Genomic DNA, 13,617 nt, shown 5'->3' on the forward strand with positions numbered 1-13,617 from the left:
TCTTGCCGAGCGGCCTTGGCCGCGCCGTCGTATACTTCCCACAGTATTCGTGTTGCCGATGAGGAGAGTTTTATAGAGGCGCGCGCGCAGGCGCTGTTCCGGATGGAACAGGAATGAGAGAGGTCGCGGCGGAGGCTTCAGCCGCGCTTCAGATGCTCGTCGAGCCTCGGCATGATCTCGACGAAATTGCAGGGCATGTGCCGGTAGTCGAGCTGCTGCTTCAGGATGCCGTCCCAGGCATCGCGGCAGGCGCCAGGCGAGCCCGGCAGCACGAAGATGAAGGTGCTATTGGCAACGCCGCCGGTTGCGCGAGACTGTATGGTGGAGGTGCCGATCTTCTCATAGGAGATGCGGTGGAAGACGGCGGAAAACCCATCCATGCGCTTCTCGAACAGCGGTTCCACCGCCTCCGGCGTAACGTCGCGCCCGGTAAAGCCCGTGCCGCCCGTGGTGATGACGACATCGATCGCGTCTGCGAGCGTCCAGGCCTTGACCTGGGCTGCAATCTTCTCCTTGTCATCGGGGACGATGGCGCGGGCCGCGAGCCGGTGCCCGGCGTCGGCGATACGCGCGGCAAGCGTGTCGCCGGAGCGGTCGTCGGCGAGCGTGCGGGTATCGGAGACGGTCAGGACCGCGATGCCGAGGGGAACGAAGGGTTTCGTCTCGTCAATGCCGGCCATAATGGTCTTCCTCTCCATTGACGCTGTTGCAGGCAAGAACGTACCAGTTCGGGTGATCCGTTGAAAGAACGGCAGCGGCCGCGTCTCTTTCGTCAGCCGTTTCAAACAGCCCGAAGCAGGTGGCGCCGGAGCCAGACATGCGCACGAAAGCAGCGCCGGCCTCGTGAAGCGTGTCCGAGACGGCGCCGATGGTTGGTTCCAGGAGCCGCGCCGGAGGCTCAAGATCGTTGCGCATGTGTTTCAGCGCCTCGATCCAGTCGCTGCCAGAAAGCGCCCCACGGGGGATAACAAGCGGCGGATTGGTCTTGTTCGTCAACGTCCGGAAAATCACCGGCGTCGATACGGCACTGAGCGGATTGACGAGAAGGACGGGAAAGGACGGAAGTGGCAGCCACTCAAGCTGTTCGCCGATGCCGCGGGCAATCAGCGGCCGTCCTTCGAGGCACATCGGCACATCCGCGCCCAGCTTCAGCGCAATGTCCTGCAGGTGACCGCGATCGAGACGAGCTTCCCACAGCTCCAGCAATCCGACAAGTGCTGCTGCCGCATCCGCCGAGCCGCCGCCTATGCCTGAAGCAACAGGCAGGTTCTTTTCGACATGTAGGTGAACCGGCCCTGCCGCCATGCCTCTCTCAACCAGATGCGCCCGCAGGAGATCACGCGCCCGTAGCACCAGATTGCCGGACGCGCCTTCACCCGTCAGCGGCAGGTCGGCGGAAAACCGGCCAGAGACGGTGAAGCGGTCTTCCGCCGAACGGGAGAAGCCGATTCGGTCTCCCGCATCGGCGAACGTCACGAGGCTTTCGAGCAGATGATAGCCGTCCGGCCTCTGGCCGACGACATGCAGGGCAAGGTTGATCTTCGCCGGCGCCAGCCGCGTCAGCGCAAAAACGGGAATGCCGTCTTCAGTCGTCATCAGAGGGCGGGATCAGGACTTCTTGCCAGCTGCCACGTCCGGAGCGGCCTTCTCGGGCAGGGTTTCCGCCGCCGCCGGGACCTTGGTCTCAAGTGGCGGCAGGCCCTTTTCGATTTTTGCCTTGATCTTCGGAATCTCTGCCTCTTCCGGCTTCAGAGCGAGCGCCTGGTTCCACTGGAACACGGCTTCGAGCTTGCGTCCGACGCGCCAGTAGGCGTCGCCGAGATGATCGTTGATCGTTGCATCGCCCGCCATGAGCTCGGCGGCGCGTTCGAGTTCGGTCACGGCGTCGTCGAAGCGGTTCATGCGGTAGTACGCCCAGCCGAGGGAATCGACGATGTAGCCATCATCTGGCTTCAGCTCGACCGCCTTGCGGATCATGCCGAGGCCTTCCTCGAGGTTGATGTTCATGTCGACCCAGGAATAGCCGAGATAGTTGAGAACCTGCGGCTGTTCGGGATTGAGCTCAAGAGCCTTCTTGAAGCTCGGCTCGGCCTTGGCCCAGATTTTCTGGCGCTCATAGGCGATGCCGCGCTGGAAGAAGATCGTCCAGTCGCCGCGCTGCGGCACCGGCCCGATCGCCTCCACCGCGCGGTCGTAAACCAGCCCCATCTCCTTGTAATCCTTGGCATCGGACAAGACGCTGCCATAGGCGATGTAGCTGCGCACATCTTTCGGATCGAGATCGATCAAGGCCTTCAGGTGCTTCTTGGCTTCCTCCACCTTGCCGATCGAGGCGAGGCTCAAGCCGAGCTGCATTTCGGAAAGCCGGCGCATCGGTGAATTTTCCGGAACGCTCTTGTAGAACGCGATTGCCCGTTCCGGTTTCTTCAGATTTTCGGCAATGCCGCCGAGCATGACGAGAATATCGGCGCTTTCCGGATCGAGCGCCCGGGCCGTCTGCAGATAGAGCGAAACGATGTCTTCCGCGCCATCACGGTTGAGGGCGGCACCGATAGAGAAGAGCACGGCAGCGGCACCCTGGGCGGCGCTGCGCACCTGTTGTTGCTGTGGCTTGCCGTCTTCGATGCTCTTGCGCAGCGCCTTCAGCGGGGCATAGTTGTTGATGAAGCCTTCGCCCACGGCCACGGCGTCGAGGGCCTTGCGCTTGTTGCCGTCGCGGGCTTCCAGCTTTGCCAGCGCAACGACGGCGCGCATGAAGGTATCCGGCGCGGCGGCGCCGCCTTCGCGATCCAGCACGGCGTCGTTCAGCTTCGAACGGGCCGTGGATTTATCGCCCGCAGCAAGCGCGATGGCACCCTGGTTGTAGGATTTGAAGATCTTGAACCATTCCGGCCCTTCCATGGCGTTGATACCCGCGATCGCCTCCTTCGGTTTGCCTTCCCCGGCCTTCGCCCAGCCGAGCAGCAGGCCGTTCATCAACCGGTCGAGATCGTTCGGTCCATCATAGTTCAGGATTTTCTGGGCATGGCGGTATTCGCGCTTGCGGATCGCCTCGACGGCCCGGGCGATCGTGGTGATGCGCTCGACGGAGCTGTCGGACTTCAGCTCTTCGGCAAGCTTCACGCCTTCATCGAATTCGCCGTTCATCAGAAGCGTGATCATCAGGCGCTGCTTGACCTCGACATTGTCCGGCTCGAATTCAAGCGCCGTGCGGTAGAGCCTCGTCGCCACATCGAGGTCGTGGTCGACATCGGCGGTGCGGGCGGCGAGGAACGCGCCCGAGAAGCTGTTGACCGAATCCACGTCGAAAGGCTTGCTTTCCTCCACAGCGGCCTTTTCCTCGGCAAAGCTCTGGGAAGCGCCGGAAATCGACGCCAGGGCCAGCAACGCTGCGCCGCTGAGCAGGCGAAGAAAGTGTTTTTGCCGCATGACAAGCCTTTCGTTACGGTCGGCACCCCTTGGCGCCGACGCCGGATTCCCGCGGAATCAGTCCCAAATCATTAGCGTATAACCCGGCAAACCGGAATCGGTTTGAGCGCTGGGCAAGACGCAATTCGACAGGTTGCCGTCAAGATCTACCGCCTTCGGTTGCGCCGGTGACGTGGCAACGATGTTATCATGAACGCACAGCATGGCTTTTTTGGCGCGGTGCGGCAAGAATTTCCTCGAAGGTTTCCGGGCGGGATCCCCGGATCAGCTTACCCGCTCGATGCAGAAATCGATCACCTCGAGAAGCGCCGCCTTCCACGGAGACTGCGGCAAGGGCGCAAGCGCGTCGCGGGCGATCGTCCCATAGTGCTGCGCCCTGGCGATCGTATCGCTCAGGCCACCATAGCGGGTGATGAGGCCAAGGGCCTTTTCGAGGTTATGGTCGTCGCTCTTGCCGCCCTCGATCGCCTCGCGCCAGAAGCTGCGCTCGTCGGCCGTACCGCGCCGATAGGAGAGGATCACCGGAAGGGTGATCTTGCCTTCGCGGAAATCGTCGCCGACATTCTTGCCGAGATCGGCGGCCTTGCCGCCGTAATCGAGTACGTCATCCACCAGCTGGAAGGCGAGGCCGAGATTCATGCCGTAGGATTTCAGCGCATTGCGGCTCGCCTTGTCGGTCTTGGCGACGATCGGGCCAACTTCGGCGGCAGCGGCAAACAGTGCAGCCGTCTTGGCGCGGATGACCGAAAGATAGTCGTCCTCGGTTGTTTCCATGTTCTTGGCGACGGAAAGCTGCAGCACCTCGCCCTCGGCGATCACCGAAGCTGCCGTCGAAAGCACGTCGAGCGCCTCCAGAGAGCCGACATCGACCATCATGCGGAAAGCCTGGCCGAGCAGGAAGTCGCCGACGAGAACGCTCGCCTGGTTGCCCCAGATCATCCGCGCCGTCGATTTTCCCCGGCGCAGATCGCTTTCATCGACCACGTCGTCATGCAAAAGCGTGGCCGTGTGCATGAATTCGACCGAGGTCGCGAGCTTCACATGCGCATCGCCGGTAAAGCCGAACATCGACGCGGAAGCGAGCGTCAGCATCGGCCGCAGGCGTTTGCCGCCCGAGGAAATCAGATGGTTCGCCACTTCCGGGATCATCTGGACGTCGGAGCCGGCCTTGGACAGGATCAACTGGTTGACGCGCTCCATGTCCGCCTTCGTCAGGTCGACGAGCGGCTTCACGGATGCCTGTTTGTTTTTGCTGTCTTCCAGCGGTATCACTACGCCCAACACAAGGGACTCCTGTTCAAATTCCAGTTCGGACAATAGAAAGGGGGGCTTGTGGCGGCAAGAGGCGAATTGTCCCGCTTCCTCAAATAAGGCAGGAAAACGATCACGAATGAAGGAATTGATCCGCACCAACGACGCCGTCGTCCTTTCTTTCGCCGAAAGCCTGATGAAGGAGGCAGGCATCGGCTGGTTTATCGCCGATCAGGGCATGAGCATTCTCGAAGGCTCGCTCGGCCTCTTGCCCCGCCGTTTTCTCGTCGATGACGACGATGCGGATGAAGCGCGACAGATCCTGATCGATGCCGGGCTGGGGGCGGAATTGCGCGACCAATGACGACCGCCAAGTCCGAAACCGTCGACAGCTTCCACCGCGGCCAATTCCACGTAATCCAGCCGCTGAGGCAAGGGCACCGGTCCGGCATGGACGCGATGCTGCTTGCCTCGCTGGTGGCTTCGGACAAGCCGTGCCGGATTGCCGACCTCGGCGCAGGTGCTGGAGCGGCAGGCATGGCAGTTGCCTCGCGTCTTGCGGATGCAGAGGTGCTGCTGGTCGAGCGTTCGCCGCTGATGGCCGACTTCGCCCGCAGGAGCCTCGCCCTTTCGGAAAATCAACGCTTCAGTTCCCGCGTCTCCGTACTCGAGGCCGATGTCGCGCTCACCGGCCGGTTGCGTGTCGCCGCCGGTCTTGCCGACGATACGTTCGACCACGTCATCATGAATCCGCCATTCAATCATGCGTCCGACCGCAAGACCCCCGATGCCCTGAAGGCCGAGGCGCATGCGATGACCGAGGGCCTGTTCGACATCTGGATCCGCACCGCGGGCGCCATCATGAAGCCCGGCGGGCAACTGTCGCTGATCGCCAGGCCGGAATCGATCGCCGAGATCATCTGCGCCTGCGGCCGCCGGTTCGGCGGCATCGAGATCACTGCCCTGCATCCGCGAACGGGCGAAAACGCGGTGCGAATCCTCGTCACCGCCATCAAGCAGAGCCGTGCCCGGCTGGCGCTGCGCGCGCCGCTGATCATGCACGAGCACGACACGCACAAATTCTCCGCCTTCGTCGATGACCTGAACAACGGTCGCGCCGCCTATCGCCGCCGGCGATGATTTTCGCGGCAGCGCCATTGCGTTTGGCCTGTCAATGCATACATGCCATCACGAAAAACAGAAAAGTGAATGCAGGGAGTTGAGATGGCCCGATTTTTCAGAAGGCTTTTGCCGAGGCGTTTTCGCAAGGAGGGGCGGACGATACCGGTCGTCAGGCTGCACGGTGCGATCATGGCCGGCGGCAGCCAGTTTCGCCCGCCGCTCAACCTTGCCTCGGTTGCTCCGGTGCTCGACAGGGCCTTTTCGATGAAAGATGCACCGGCCGTCGCCATCTCGGTCAATTCGCCTGGAGGCTCGCCAGTGCAATCGCGGCTGATCTACCAGCGTATCCGCGACCTCGCTGAAGAGAAGAGGAAGCGCGTCATCATTTTCGTCGAGGATGTCGCAGCGTCCGGCGGCTACATGATCGCGCTGGCTGGCGACGAGATCATTGCCGACCCGACTTCGATCGTCGGGTCCATCGGCGTCGTTTCCGGCGGCTTCGGCTTTCCGGAACTTCTAAAGAAGATCGGTGTCGAGCGGCGCGTCTATACGGCCGGCAACAACAAGGCGATGCTCGACCCCTTCCAGCCGGAAAAGGAAAACGAAATCGAGTATCTGAAGAGCCTGCAGCTCGAGATCCACGATATTTTCATCGGCATGGTCAAGGCGCGGCGCGGCCATCTGCTTGCCGACACGCCGGATATCTTCTCCGGCCTATTCTGGACCGGCAAGCGCGGCCAGGAACTCGGTCTTGTCGACAGTCTCGGCGACATGCGCGGCGAATTGAAGAAGCGATTCGGCGAGAAAACCGAGTTGCAGCTCGTTTCCGCGTCGCGCGGGCTGTTCGGCAGGCGCCAGCCCGGTGCGTCCTTGGCAGGCGGAATGGCCGAACGCGTCGCGGCTTCGGCCGTTTCCGGTCTTGCGGAGGTGGCCGAAGAAAGAGCATTATGGGCCCGCTTCGGCCTTTGATCGTCTTGAAGGAAACGGGGGAGGAGCGATGCCGCAACTAATTCTTCTGCTGCTGTTTGCAGCCATCGTCTGGATCGGCTACCGCAAGTTCGTGGCCGACGCCGAAAAACTCGCCCGGCGCCAGCAGGACGTCCGCCGCCAGCAGGAAACCGGTACCCAGGGCACGCTGGTCAAGGACCCGGTGACGGGAGAATACCGGCTGAAGAAGCCGGAGTAATTTCGCCGTCCTTGAGGTGCCGCCATTCGCCATGATTTACTCTCGTCGGTGGTCGAAGCGCTTCAGCTGAAGGAAGGCGATGAGGTTGCTGTCCGTATCGCCGGCGAACGTGATTTTGAGATCGGGCGCGATCAAAGCCGGGAAAGGGCGCTTGAGCGCATAAAGGCTTCGCCAAGCGCCTGCCCGCTGACTGGAGATTTGATCGCGACGAGGCAAACGCGCGTGAACGTGCCGCTGCTTGACACCAATGTCCTGATCTACGCTTTTACCGACGATCCGCGTGCCGCCCGGGCATGGCAGCTTTTGTCAGAGCCCTTTATTCTGAGCGTTCAGGCATTGAATGAATTTGCCAATGTTGCCCGGCGCAAACTGGGCATGAATTGGACGGAAATCCAAGGTGCGATCGGCGACATAAGCACGCTCGCGACGGCGATCATGCCTCTCGACAGAGAATGCAATTTTATTGGCTCTTGATCTTGCCGCACGGTTCAACTTTTCGATCTTCGATGCACTGATGATTGCAGTTGCGCTTCAAGCGGGATCGACGCAGTGTTTTTCGGAAGACATGCAGCATGGATTGCTCGTTGACGGGCGCCTCACTGTCATCAATCCTTTCTTGAAGGCGGGAATATAGGATCATCGACGATTATCCTTTGCGTCCTGCGCTTCCTCCGCCCCTTGACCCCTTTCGCCCGTCATGGCACCAGACGGCCAGCACGTTTCAACCTGGACTGACGCCATGACGACCGCCGCCCTGCCGGACCATATGAACCCGAAGCGCTCCTTTCAGGCGCTGATCCTCACGCTGCACAACTACTGGGCGGACAAGGGATGCGCGGTCCTGCAGCCCTATGACATGGAAGTCGGCGCCGGTACCTTTCACCCGGCAACGACGTTGCGCGCCCTTGGGCCGAAGCCCTGGCGGGCGGCCTACGTCCAGCCGTCGCGCCGCCCGACCGATGGGCGCTACGGTGAAAACCCCAACCGCCTGCAGCATTATTACCAGTACCAGGTCATCCTGAAGCCAAACCCATCAAACCTGCAGGAACTCTATCTCGGCTCGCTCGCGGCGATCGGTCTGGATCCGTTGCTGCACGATATCCGCTTCGTCGAAGATGACTGGGAAAGCCCGACGCTCGGCGCGTGGGGGCTCGGCTGGGAATGCTGGTGCGATGGCATGGAAGTGTCGCAGTTCACCTATTTCCAGCAGGTCTGCGGCATCGAATGCTCGCCGGTTTCGGGCGAGCTTACCTACGGCCTCGAACGCCTTGCGATGTATGTCCAGGGCGTCGACAACGTCTACGACTTGAACTTCAACGGCCGTGAAGGCGACGAGAAGATCAGCTACGGCGACGTGTTCCTGCAGGCCGAGCAAGAATATTCACGCCACAATTTCGAATATGCCAACACCGCGATGCTGCAGCAGCATTTCGTCGACGCCGAAAAGGAGTGCCTGGCCCTGCTCGCCGCCGGTGCGCCCGACAGCGGCGCCAACGCGATGCTGCACAAATGCGTCTTTCCGGCCTACGACCAGTGCATCAAGGCCAGCCACGTCTTCAACCTGCTCGATGCGCGCGGCGTGATCTCGGTGACCGAGCGCCAGAGCTATATCCTTCGCGTGCGCACGCTCGCCAAGGCCTGCGGCGAGGCGTTTCTGCTGACGGATGCGGGCGGTGTCAATCTGGCGGACCGGGCGGCCTAAGACAACTCACCTAGGTTCGACCGAGGCGGCGCCTAAAGCGCGTAGTAATCTTTCAGATTCGCTTGTCGCGCTTTAGGTCTTTGTTTTAATGCATGTCGTTTGCGCAAAACCGCTGCACACTTTTGCGCGACATGCTTTAGCGCCTGTCCGTGTGGATGCGCACCGGCACGAGGCTCTTCTGCCGCTGGTCCAGTATCTCTGCCCGACTGGCCGCCATGTGGCTCACGCCGATGAGAACCAGTGCCGAGAGGGTGATCATCAAGAGAATGGTCATGGTTCAAGTCGCACTTCATTAACAGTTTGGCGACGCTTTTGCCGGCGTTGCGCCGTAAGGTTTCGAGGCGGCCATCCTGGGCCCATGCGGCAGCCCAAGTCGGCCGAGTATTAGAAAATTATGCGATAAGGATACGCTTTATCCGGCCGGTCGCAATCACCAGTTATAGCTAGATCCTTCGCCGGCTTGCCTGCGGGGGTGGCCCCCTATCCCACACTCAACTTTCGCGGTGAAGGTGGGCAGTCGCCAGACGGCAACTTCGATCGTCAGCGCGCGATGGTCGCCTCGCGCAACGGGGACATGTGGCGCGTTCGGTCGGATGTAGGAAAGAGTTCAGACCGTGTCGCTGGCATCGACGCCGATCTTCCAGACCGGCTTCAGGGTCGGATAGGCGCCGGTCGGAAGCTGGCCGGCATAGGTCTGCAGGGCGCGGCGGACGCCGGTCGGCTTTTCCACGGAAGTGCCGCTCGCATAGGCGACGAACAAGGCCGAGAAGGCGATGACGTTGATGAAGGTTGCGAGCGTTTTCATGGTGCCGTTCTTTTCGGGCTGGCGTTGATCTGATGGAGGAACTATCGGCCAAACGGCGCCGTCGCGCGGTTCCCGGCGGAACAGGCCAGGCGCGATGGCAATGCGAAAAGAAGACGGAAGAGGCGGCGGTGGAAAATTGTCTTCCAACGGCGGCGCACGATGCTTAAGTTGCAGAAAAACTGTCCGGCGGAAGGAAACCTCGATGATCGGTCTTGCTATTGCTGCGGTCGTGATCCTGTACGTGATCTTTATCTACAACGGCCTGGTGAAGGCGCGTCAGGTAAAGGAAGAGGCGTGGTCCGGCATCGACGTGCAGTTGAAGCGTCGCGCCGATCTCATTCCGAACCTGATCGAGACGGTCAAGGGCTATGCCGCCCATGAGAAGGGCACGCTGCAGGAGGTTGTCGAGCTTCGCAGCAAGGCGCAGGCCGTGCCCGCCGGCGACGTCGCCGGGCGGGCTGCCGCGGAAGGCATGCTCGGCCAGGCGCTCGGCAAGCTCTTCGCGCTGGCGGAAGCTTATCCCGACCTCAAGGCCAACCAGAATTTCGCCGAACTGCAGCAGTCGCTGGAGGAGATAGAAAGCGAAGTGCAGATGGCCCGCCGCTATTACAATGGCGCGGCCCGCGACCTGAATGTCAAGGTCGAGAGCTTCCCCTCCAATTTCATCGCCGGCCCCTTCGGCTTCGCCAAGGCGGCGTATTTCGAGATCGCCAACGAAGCCGACCGAGCCGTGCCGGTCGTGAAGTCTTGATCTATCGCCAAGCGCCATTCCGTCGTAGACGGCAGTCGGCAATCGATAGAGCGCAAGCCTGGAAGGCCCGGCGCCGCAGGTATCAAGAGACATGAGCATGAGCAACGCTGAGCAGAAATTGACCATCCTCCCGCCGGGCCATCCGCTTGAAGGCCGCGTCAGCCCGCCCGGGTCGAAGTCGATCACCAACCGGGCCCTGCTGCTCGCTGGCCTTGCCAAGGGCACGAGCCGGCTGACCGGTGCGCTGAAGAGCGATGACACCCGCTATATGGCAGACGCGCTCCGCGCCATGGGCGTCACGATTTCCGAACCGGACGACACGACCTTCGTCGTCACCGGTACCGGCAGGCTGTTGCCGGCTCAAAAGCCGCTTTTCCTCGGCAATGCCGGCACTGCGACCCGCTTCCTAACGGCTGCGGCAGCGCTCGTCGATGGCACGGTGGTGGTGGATGGCGACCAGCACATGCGCAAGCGGCCGATCGCGCCGCTGGTCACGGCGCTGCGCGCGCTCGGTGTGGCGGTCGAGGCCGAAACGGGCTGCCCGCCGGTCACGGTTTCCGGCAGCGGCGATTTCGGCGCCGATCGCGTCACCATCGATGCCGGCCTGTCCAGCCAGTATGTTTCTGCCTTGTTGATGGCGGCCGCGGGCGGCACGCGCCCGGTCAACATCGAACTTGCCGGCGAAGAGATCGGCGCGCGCGGTTACATCGACCTCACCGTTGCCGCCATGCACGCCTTCGGCGCCGAGGTCCGCCAAGTCAGCCCGTCCATCTGGCAGGTCGCCCCGACCGGCTATCGCGCCACCGACTACATTATCGAGCCGGACGCCTCTGCCGCCACCTATCTCTGGGCGGCGGAAGTGCTCACCGGCGGCAGCATCGATCTCGGCGTCGCTGCCGCCTCGTTCTCGCAGCCCGACGCAAAATCCTACGAGGTGATCGCCCGCTTCCCGCATATGCCGGCCATCATCGACGGATCGCAGATGCAGGACGCAGTGCCGACGCTCGCCGTGCTTGCCGCCTTCAACGAGACACCGGTGCGCTTCACCGGACTTGCCAATTTGCGCGTCAAGGAATGCGACCGGGTGCGGGCGCTGTCCACCGGCCTGTCGAACATCCGCCCGGGGCTCGGCATCGAGGAGGGCGATGACCTGCTGGTCGCTTCCGACCCCAAGCTCGCCGGCCAGACGCTGCCCGCCGACATCGATACCTTCGCCGACCACCGCATTGCCATGAGCTTTGCGCTGGCGGGGCTGAAGATCAACGGCATCACCATCCTCGATCCCGGCTGTGTGGCAAAAACCTATCCGCGCTATTGGGATGAGCTCGCCTCGCTCGGCGTCGATTTCGAAGGCGACAGGCCGTGAGCGGGCGTATCGCCATCCGCCGGAGGTAGGAATGAAACGTCTCCTCGCGGCGCTCGGTCTCGTCTGGCTGTTTCTGGCCCTGGCCGGTGCCGTGCGGGCGGAGGAAATGTTCACCTCCTATCATTCGGATATCGGGCTGGCGCAGGATGGCACGCTGACGGTCACAGAGACGATCAGCGCAGTCGTCGAGGGCGACCGGATCAAGCGCGGCGTCTATCGTGATCTCCCGCTCACCTTCACCGACGCCCGCGGCCGCACCGCCAGGGTCGATTTCAAGCTCATCTCGGTCGAGCGCGACGGCAATGCGGAGCCCTATCGCACCGAAAGCATCAAGGGCGGCATCCGCATCTATAGCGGTGACGCCGACGTCTTACTGTCGCGCGGCGAACACACCTTCCGGTTCACCTACGAAACGGCCCGCCAGATCCGCTTTTTCGACGATCACGACGAACTCTACTGGAACGTCACCGGCACGGATTGGGCCTTTCCGATCGAAGAGGCCTCGGCAAGGGTCACCTTGCCGTCCGGCGTGAAGGCGCAGGCGCTCGACGTTTTCACCGGCCGATACGGCGCAGCCGACAAGAATGCGCGCGCGGTCGAGGAAGGCGACGAACTGATGTTCACCACGACGCGCCGTCTGCAGCCGGGCGAGGGGCTGACCATTGCCATCAAGATGCCGAAGGACAGCATCGAGCGGCCATCGGCATCCACGGAAAGGCTCTGGTGGTTCCGCGACAATCTTGCCGCCATCATCGCCATCGCCGGGCTCGTGATCGTCGTCCTCTATTACTCCCACGCCTGGTTGAAGGTCGGCCGCGATCCGGCCCGCGGGGTGATGGTGCCGCGCTGGGACGCGCCGGACGGCATCTCGCCGGCGCTGGTCAACTACATCGACAACAGGGGCTTTTCCGGCGAGGGCTGGACGGCGCTATCGGCCGCAGCACTCAACCTCGCCGTCGGCGGCCATGTCGTCCTGGAGGACCTGAAGAATTCGCTGGTCATCACCAGGAGCGGCAAGGCGAGGCCCGGTCGCTTGCCGACCGGTGAGGCAGCGCTTCTGAAGGCCGTTGAAGATCAGGGCGGCAAGCTGGTGATCGACAAGGCCAACGGCAAGATCGTGCAGAAGGTCGGTGCCGATTTCCGCAGCGCCATGGAGCGAGAGCATCGCGGCAAATACTACAAGGCCAATACTGCCTACGTGGTCGGCGGCGTCGTGCTGTCGGTCCTGTTCCTTCTCGCTATCTTCCTTTTCGGCGAACTTGATGAGGAAAACATTGGCCTCGTGATCGTACCGATTGCCGCCGCCTTCTTCGTTTCGGTCTTTGCCGTCGGTTTCGGCAAATCCTTCCGCAGGCAGGCGAGCCTTGCCGCGCGCATCGTCTCGATTGTTGTGCTCGGCTTCATCGGTTTCGTCGCCGTTTCGGTGTTTTCCGGCATCTTCGCTTTCCTCGTCTTCGAGGCGGTGTCGTCGCATCAACTGCCGCTGCTGGTTTCCGTTGGCGGCATCGTTCTCGTCAATCTCCTGTTCTTTCTTCTCATGGGCGCGCCGACGCCGCTCGGTGCCCGGATGATGGACGGCATCGATGGCCTGCGCCAATATCTGACGCTTGCAGAGAAGGAGCGGATGAATATGGCCGGCGCGCCGGAGATGTCGCCGCAGCATTTCGAAACACTGCTACCCTACGCCGTTGCCCTCGGCGTCGAAAAACCCTGGTCGGAGACCTTCGATCGCTGGCTGCTTACCGCCGCAGCCGGCGCTGCCGCAGCCGGGTACCAGCCCGCCTGGTACCACGGTGACAGTTTCAGCGCCGGTTCCTTCGGCGACCGCATGGGCGGCTTCGCCGGCTCGATGGCTGACACAATGACCTCATCGCTCCCACCGCCACCCAAGAGCTCCTCCTCGGGGTTTTCCAGCGGCGGCGGCTTCTCCGGCGGTGGTGGAGGTGGCGGCGGAGGAGGCGGGTGGTAGGCTGCCAATGTCAAGACGCCGCCGCCGCGTGACAGC

The 13,617-nt window shown here is 62.3% G+C and carries 15 protein-coding genes; 9 read left to right on the forward strand and 6 right to left on the reverse strand.

The window, feature by feature from the left end:
• Nucleotides 1–137: 137 nt before the first annotated feature.
• The 4 genes from moaB to JNB71_RS11420 form a co-directional block, all read right to left on the reverse strand.
• Complete coding sequence (moaB, locus tag JNB71_RS11405; protein ID WP_220371893.1) at nucleotides 138–680, reverse strand: molybdenum cofactor biosynthesis protein B; 543 nt, start codon at nucleotides 678–680, stop codon at nucleotides 138–140.
• A complete protein-coding gene (locus tag JNB71_RS11410; RefSeq protein ID WP_220371894.1) occupies nucleotides 667–1,596 on the reverse strand; it encodes a 4-(cytidine 5'-diphospho)-2-C-methyl-D-erythritol kinase in 930 nt (309 codons plus the stop codon). Before JNB71_RS11410 ends, moaB begins: the two co-directional genes overlap by 14 nt.
• Before the next feature lie 12 nt (nucleotides 1,597–1,608).
• Nucleotides 1,609–3,429 carry a tetratricopeptide repeat protein gene (locus tag JNB71_RS11415; RefSeq protein ID WP_220371895.1) on the reverse strand — a complete coding sequence of 607 codons (1,821 nt, stop codon included), beginning with the start codon at nucleotides 3,427–3,429 and terminating at the stop codon, nucleotides 1,609–1,611.
• A gap of 264 nt (nucleotides 3,430–3,693) precedes the next feature.
• A complete protein-coding gene (locus tag JNB71_RS11420) occupies nucleotides 3,694–4,710 on the reverse strand; it encodes a polyprenyl synthetase family protein (protein ID WP_220372250.1) in 1,017 nt (338 codons plus the stop codon).
• A 109-nt stretch (nucleotides 4,711–4,819) separates the two neighbouring features.
• On the opposite strand from JNB71_RS11420, the gene JNB71_RS11425 reads away from it, so the two are divergent.
• From JNB71_RS11425 to JNB71_RS11455, 6 genes are all read left to right on the forward strand, one after another.
• Nucleotides 4,820–5,044, forward strand: coding sequence for a DUF2007 domain-containing protein (locus JNB71_RS11425; RefSeq protein WP_220371896.1), 225 nt, complete (start codon nucleotides 4,820–4,822; stop codon nucleotides 5,042–5,044).
• Nucleotides 5,041–5,820 carry a tRNA1(Val) (adenine(37)-N6)-methyltransferase gene (locus JNB71_RS11430; RefSeq protein ID WP_220371897.1) on the forward strand — a complete coding sequence of 260 codons (780 nt, stop codon included), beginning with the start codon at nucleotides 5,041–5,043 and terminating at the stop codon, nucleotides 5,818–5,820. The genes JNB71_RS11425 and JNB71_RS11430 overlap by 4 nt, the downstream gene beginning before the upstream one ends.
• Nucleotides 5,821–5,904: 84 nt before the next feature.
• Nucleotides 5,905–6,771, forward strand: coding sequence for a S49 family peptidase (locus JNB71_RS11435; protein WP_220371898.1), 867 nt, complete (start codon nucleotides 5,905–5,907; stop codon nucleotides 6,769–6,771).
• A 28-nt stretch (nucleotides 6,772–6,799) separates the two neighbouring features.
• Complete coding sequence (locus JNB71_RS11440; protein ID WP_220371899.1) at nucleotides 6,800–6,988, forward strand: hypothetical protein; 189 nt, start codon at nucleotides 6,800–6,802, stop codon at nucleotides 6,986–6,988.
• A 48-nt stretch (nucleotides 6,989–7,036) separates the two neighbouring features.
• The gene (locus JNB71_RS24720; protein ID WP_222857244.1) at nucleotides 7,037–7,462 is read left to right on the forward strand and encodes a PIN domain-containing protein; all 426 of its coding nucleotides are present in this window, start codon (nucleotides 7,037–7,039) and stop codon (nucleotides 7,460–7,462) included.
• Between the two features lie 265 nt (nucleotides 7,463–7,727).
• Nucleotides 7,728–8,690 carry a glycine--tRNA ligase subunit alpha gene (locus JNB71_RS11455; RefSeq protein ID WP_220371901.1) on the forward strand — a complete coding sequence of 321 codons (963 nt, stop codon included), beginning with the start codon at nucleotides 7,728–7,730 and terminating at the stop codon, nucleotides 8,688–8,690.
• A 136-nt stretch (nucleotides 8,691–8,826) separates the two neighbouring features.
• Here the strand turns inward: JNB71_RS11455 and JNB71_RS11460 are convergent, their stop codons facing one another.
• Complete coding sequence (locus JNB71_RS11460) at nucleotides 8,827–8,964, reverse strand: hypothetical protein (protein ID WP_220371902.1); 138 nt, start codon at nucleotides 8,962–8,964, stop codon at nucleotides 8,827–8,829.
• 333 nt (nucleotides 8,965–9,297) lie between these two features.
• Nucleotides 9,298–9,495: a hypothetical protein gene (locus JNB71_RS11465; protein WP_220371903.1), complete on the reverse strand. Its 198-nt coding sequence runs from the start codon at nucleotides 9,493–9,495 to the stop codon at nucleotides 9,298–9,300.
• Nucleotides 9,496–9,697: 202 nt separating this feature from the next.
• Between JNB71_RS11465 and JNB71_RS11470 the strand changes: the two genes are divergently transcribed.
• From JNB71_RS11470 to JNB71_RS11480, 3 genes are all read left to right on the forward strand, one after another.
• A complete protein-coding gene (locus JNB71_RS11470) occupies nucleotides 9,698–10,246 on the forward strand; it encodes a LemA family protein (protein ID WP_220371904.1) in 549 nt (182 codons plus the stop codon).
• A 91-nt stretch (nucleotides 10,247–10,337) separates the two neighbouring features.
• Nucleotides 10,338–11,612 (forward strand): 3-phosphoshikimate 1-carboxyvinyltransferase, encoded by a 1,275-nt coding sequence (locus tag JNB71_RS11475; protein ID WP_220371905.1) that lies wholly within the window; start codon nucleotides 10,338–10,340, stop codon nucleotides 11,610–11,612.
• Between the two features lie 31 nt (nucleotides 11,613–11,643).
• On the forward strand, nucleotides 11,644–13,581 hold the full coding sequence (locus tag JNB71_RS11480; protein ID WP_220371906.1) for a DUF2207 domain-containing protein: 1,938 nt from the start codon (nucleotides 11,644–11,646) through the stop codon (nucleotides 13,579–13,581).
• Nucleotides 13,582–13,617: the final 36 nt, after the last annotated feature.

The organism is Rhizobium herbae, assembly GCF_019511375.1.
In the GTDB taxonomy this organism is placed as follows: Bacteria; Pseudomonadota; Alphaproteobacteria; order Rhizobiales; family Rhizobiaceae; genus Pararhizobium; species Pararhizobium herbae_A.

Coding starts and splice junctions, on each gene's coding strand:
- moaB (WP_220371893.1), bottom strand. CDS start 680: ATGGCCGGCATTGACGAGACGAAACCCTTCGTTCCCCTCGGCATCGCG.
- JNB71_RS11410 (WP_220371894.1), bottom strand. CDS start 1,596: ATGACGACTGAAGACGGCATTCCCGTTTTTGCGCTGACGCGGCTGGCG.
- JNB71_RS11415 (WP_220371895.1), bottom strand. CDS start 3,429: ATGCGGCAAAAACACTTTCTTCGCCTGCTCAGCGGCGCAGCGTTGCTG.
- JNB71_RS11425 (WP_220371896.1), top strand. CDS start 4,820: ATGAAGGAATTGATCCGCACCAACGACGCCGTCGTCCTTTCTTTCGCC.
- JNB71_RS11430 (WP_220371897.1), top strand. CDS start 5,041: ATGACGACCGCCAAGTCCGAAACCGTCGACAGCTTCCACCGCGGCCAA.
- JNB71_RS11435 (WP_220371898.1), top strand. CDS start 5,905: ATGGCCCGATTTTTCAGAAGGCTTTTGCCGAGGCGTTTTCGCAAGGAG.
- JNB71_RS11440 (WP_220371899.1), top strand. CDS start 6,800: ATGCCGCAACTAATTCTTCTGCTGCTGTTTGCAGCCATCGTCTGGATC.
- JNB71_RS11455 (WP_220371901.1), top strand. CDS start 7,728: ATGACGACCGCCGCCCTGCCGGACCATATGAACCCGAAGCGCTCCTTT.
- JNB71_RS11460 (WP_220371902.1), bottom strand. CDS start 8,964: ATGACCATTCTCTTGATGATCACCCTCTCGGCACTGGTTCTCATCGGC.
- JNB71_RS11465 (WP_220371903.1), bottom strand. CDS start 9,495: ATGAAAACGCTCGCAACCTTCATCAACGTCATCGCCTTCTCGGCCTTG.
- JNB71_RS11470 (WP_220371904.1), top strand. CDS start 9,698: ATGATCGGTCTTGCTATTGCTGCGGTCGTGATCCTGTACGTGATCTTT.
- JNB71_RS11475 (WP_220371905.1), top strand. CDS start 10,338: ATGAGCATGAGCAACGCTGAGCAGAAATTGACCATCCTCCCGCCGGGC.
- JNB71_RS11480 (WP_220371906.1), top strand. CDS start 11,644: ATGAAACGTCTCCTCGCGGCGCTCGGTCTCGTCTGGCTGTTTCTGGCC.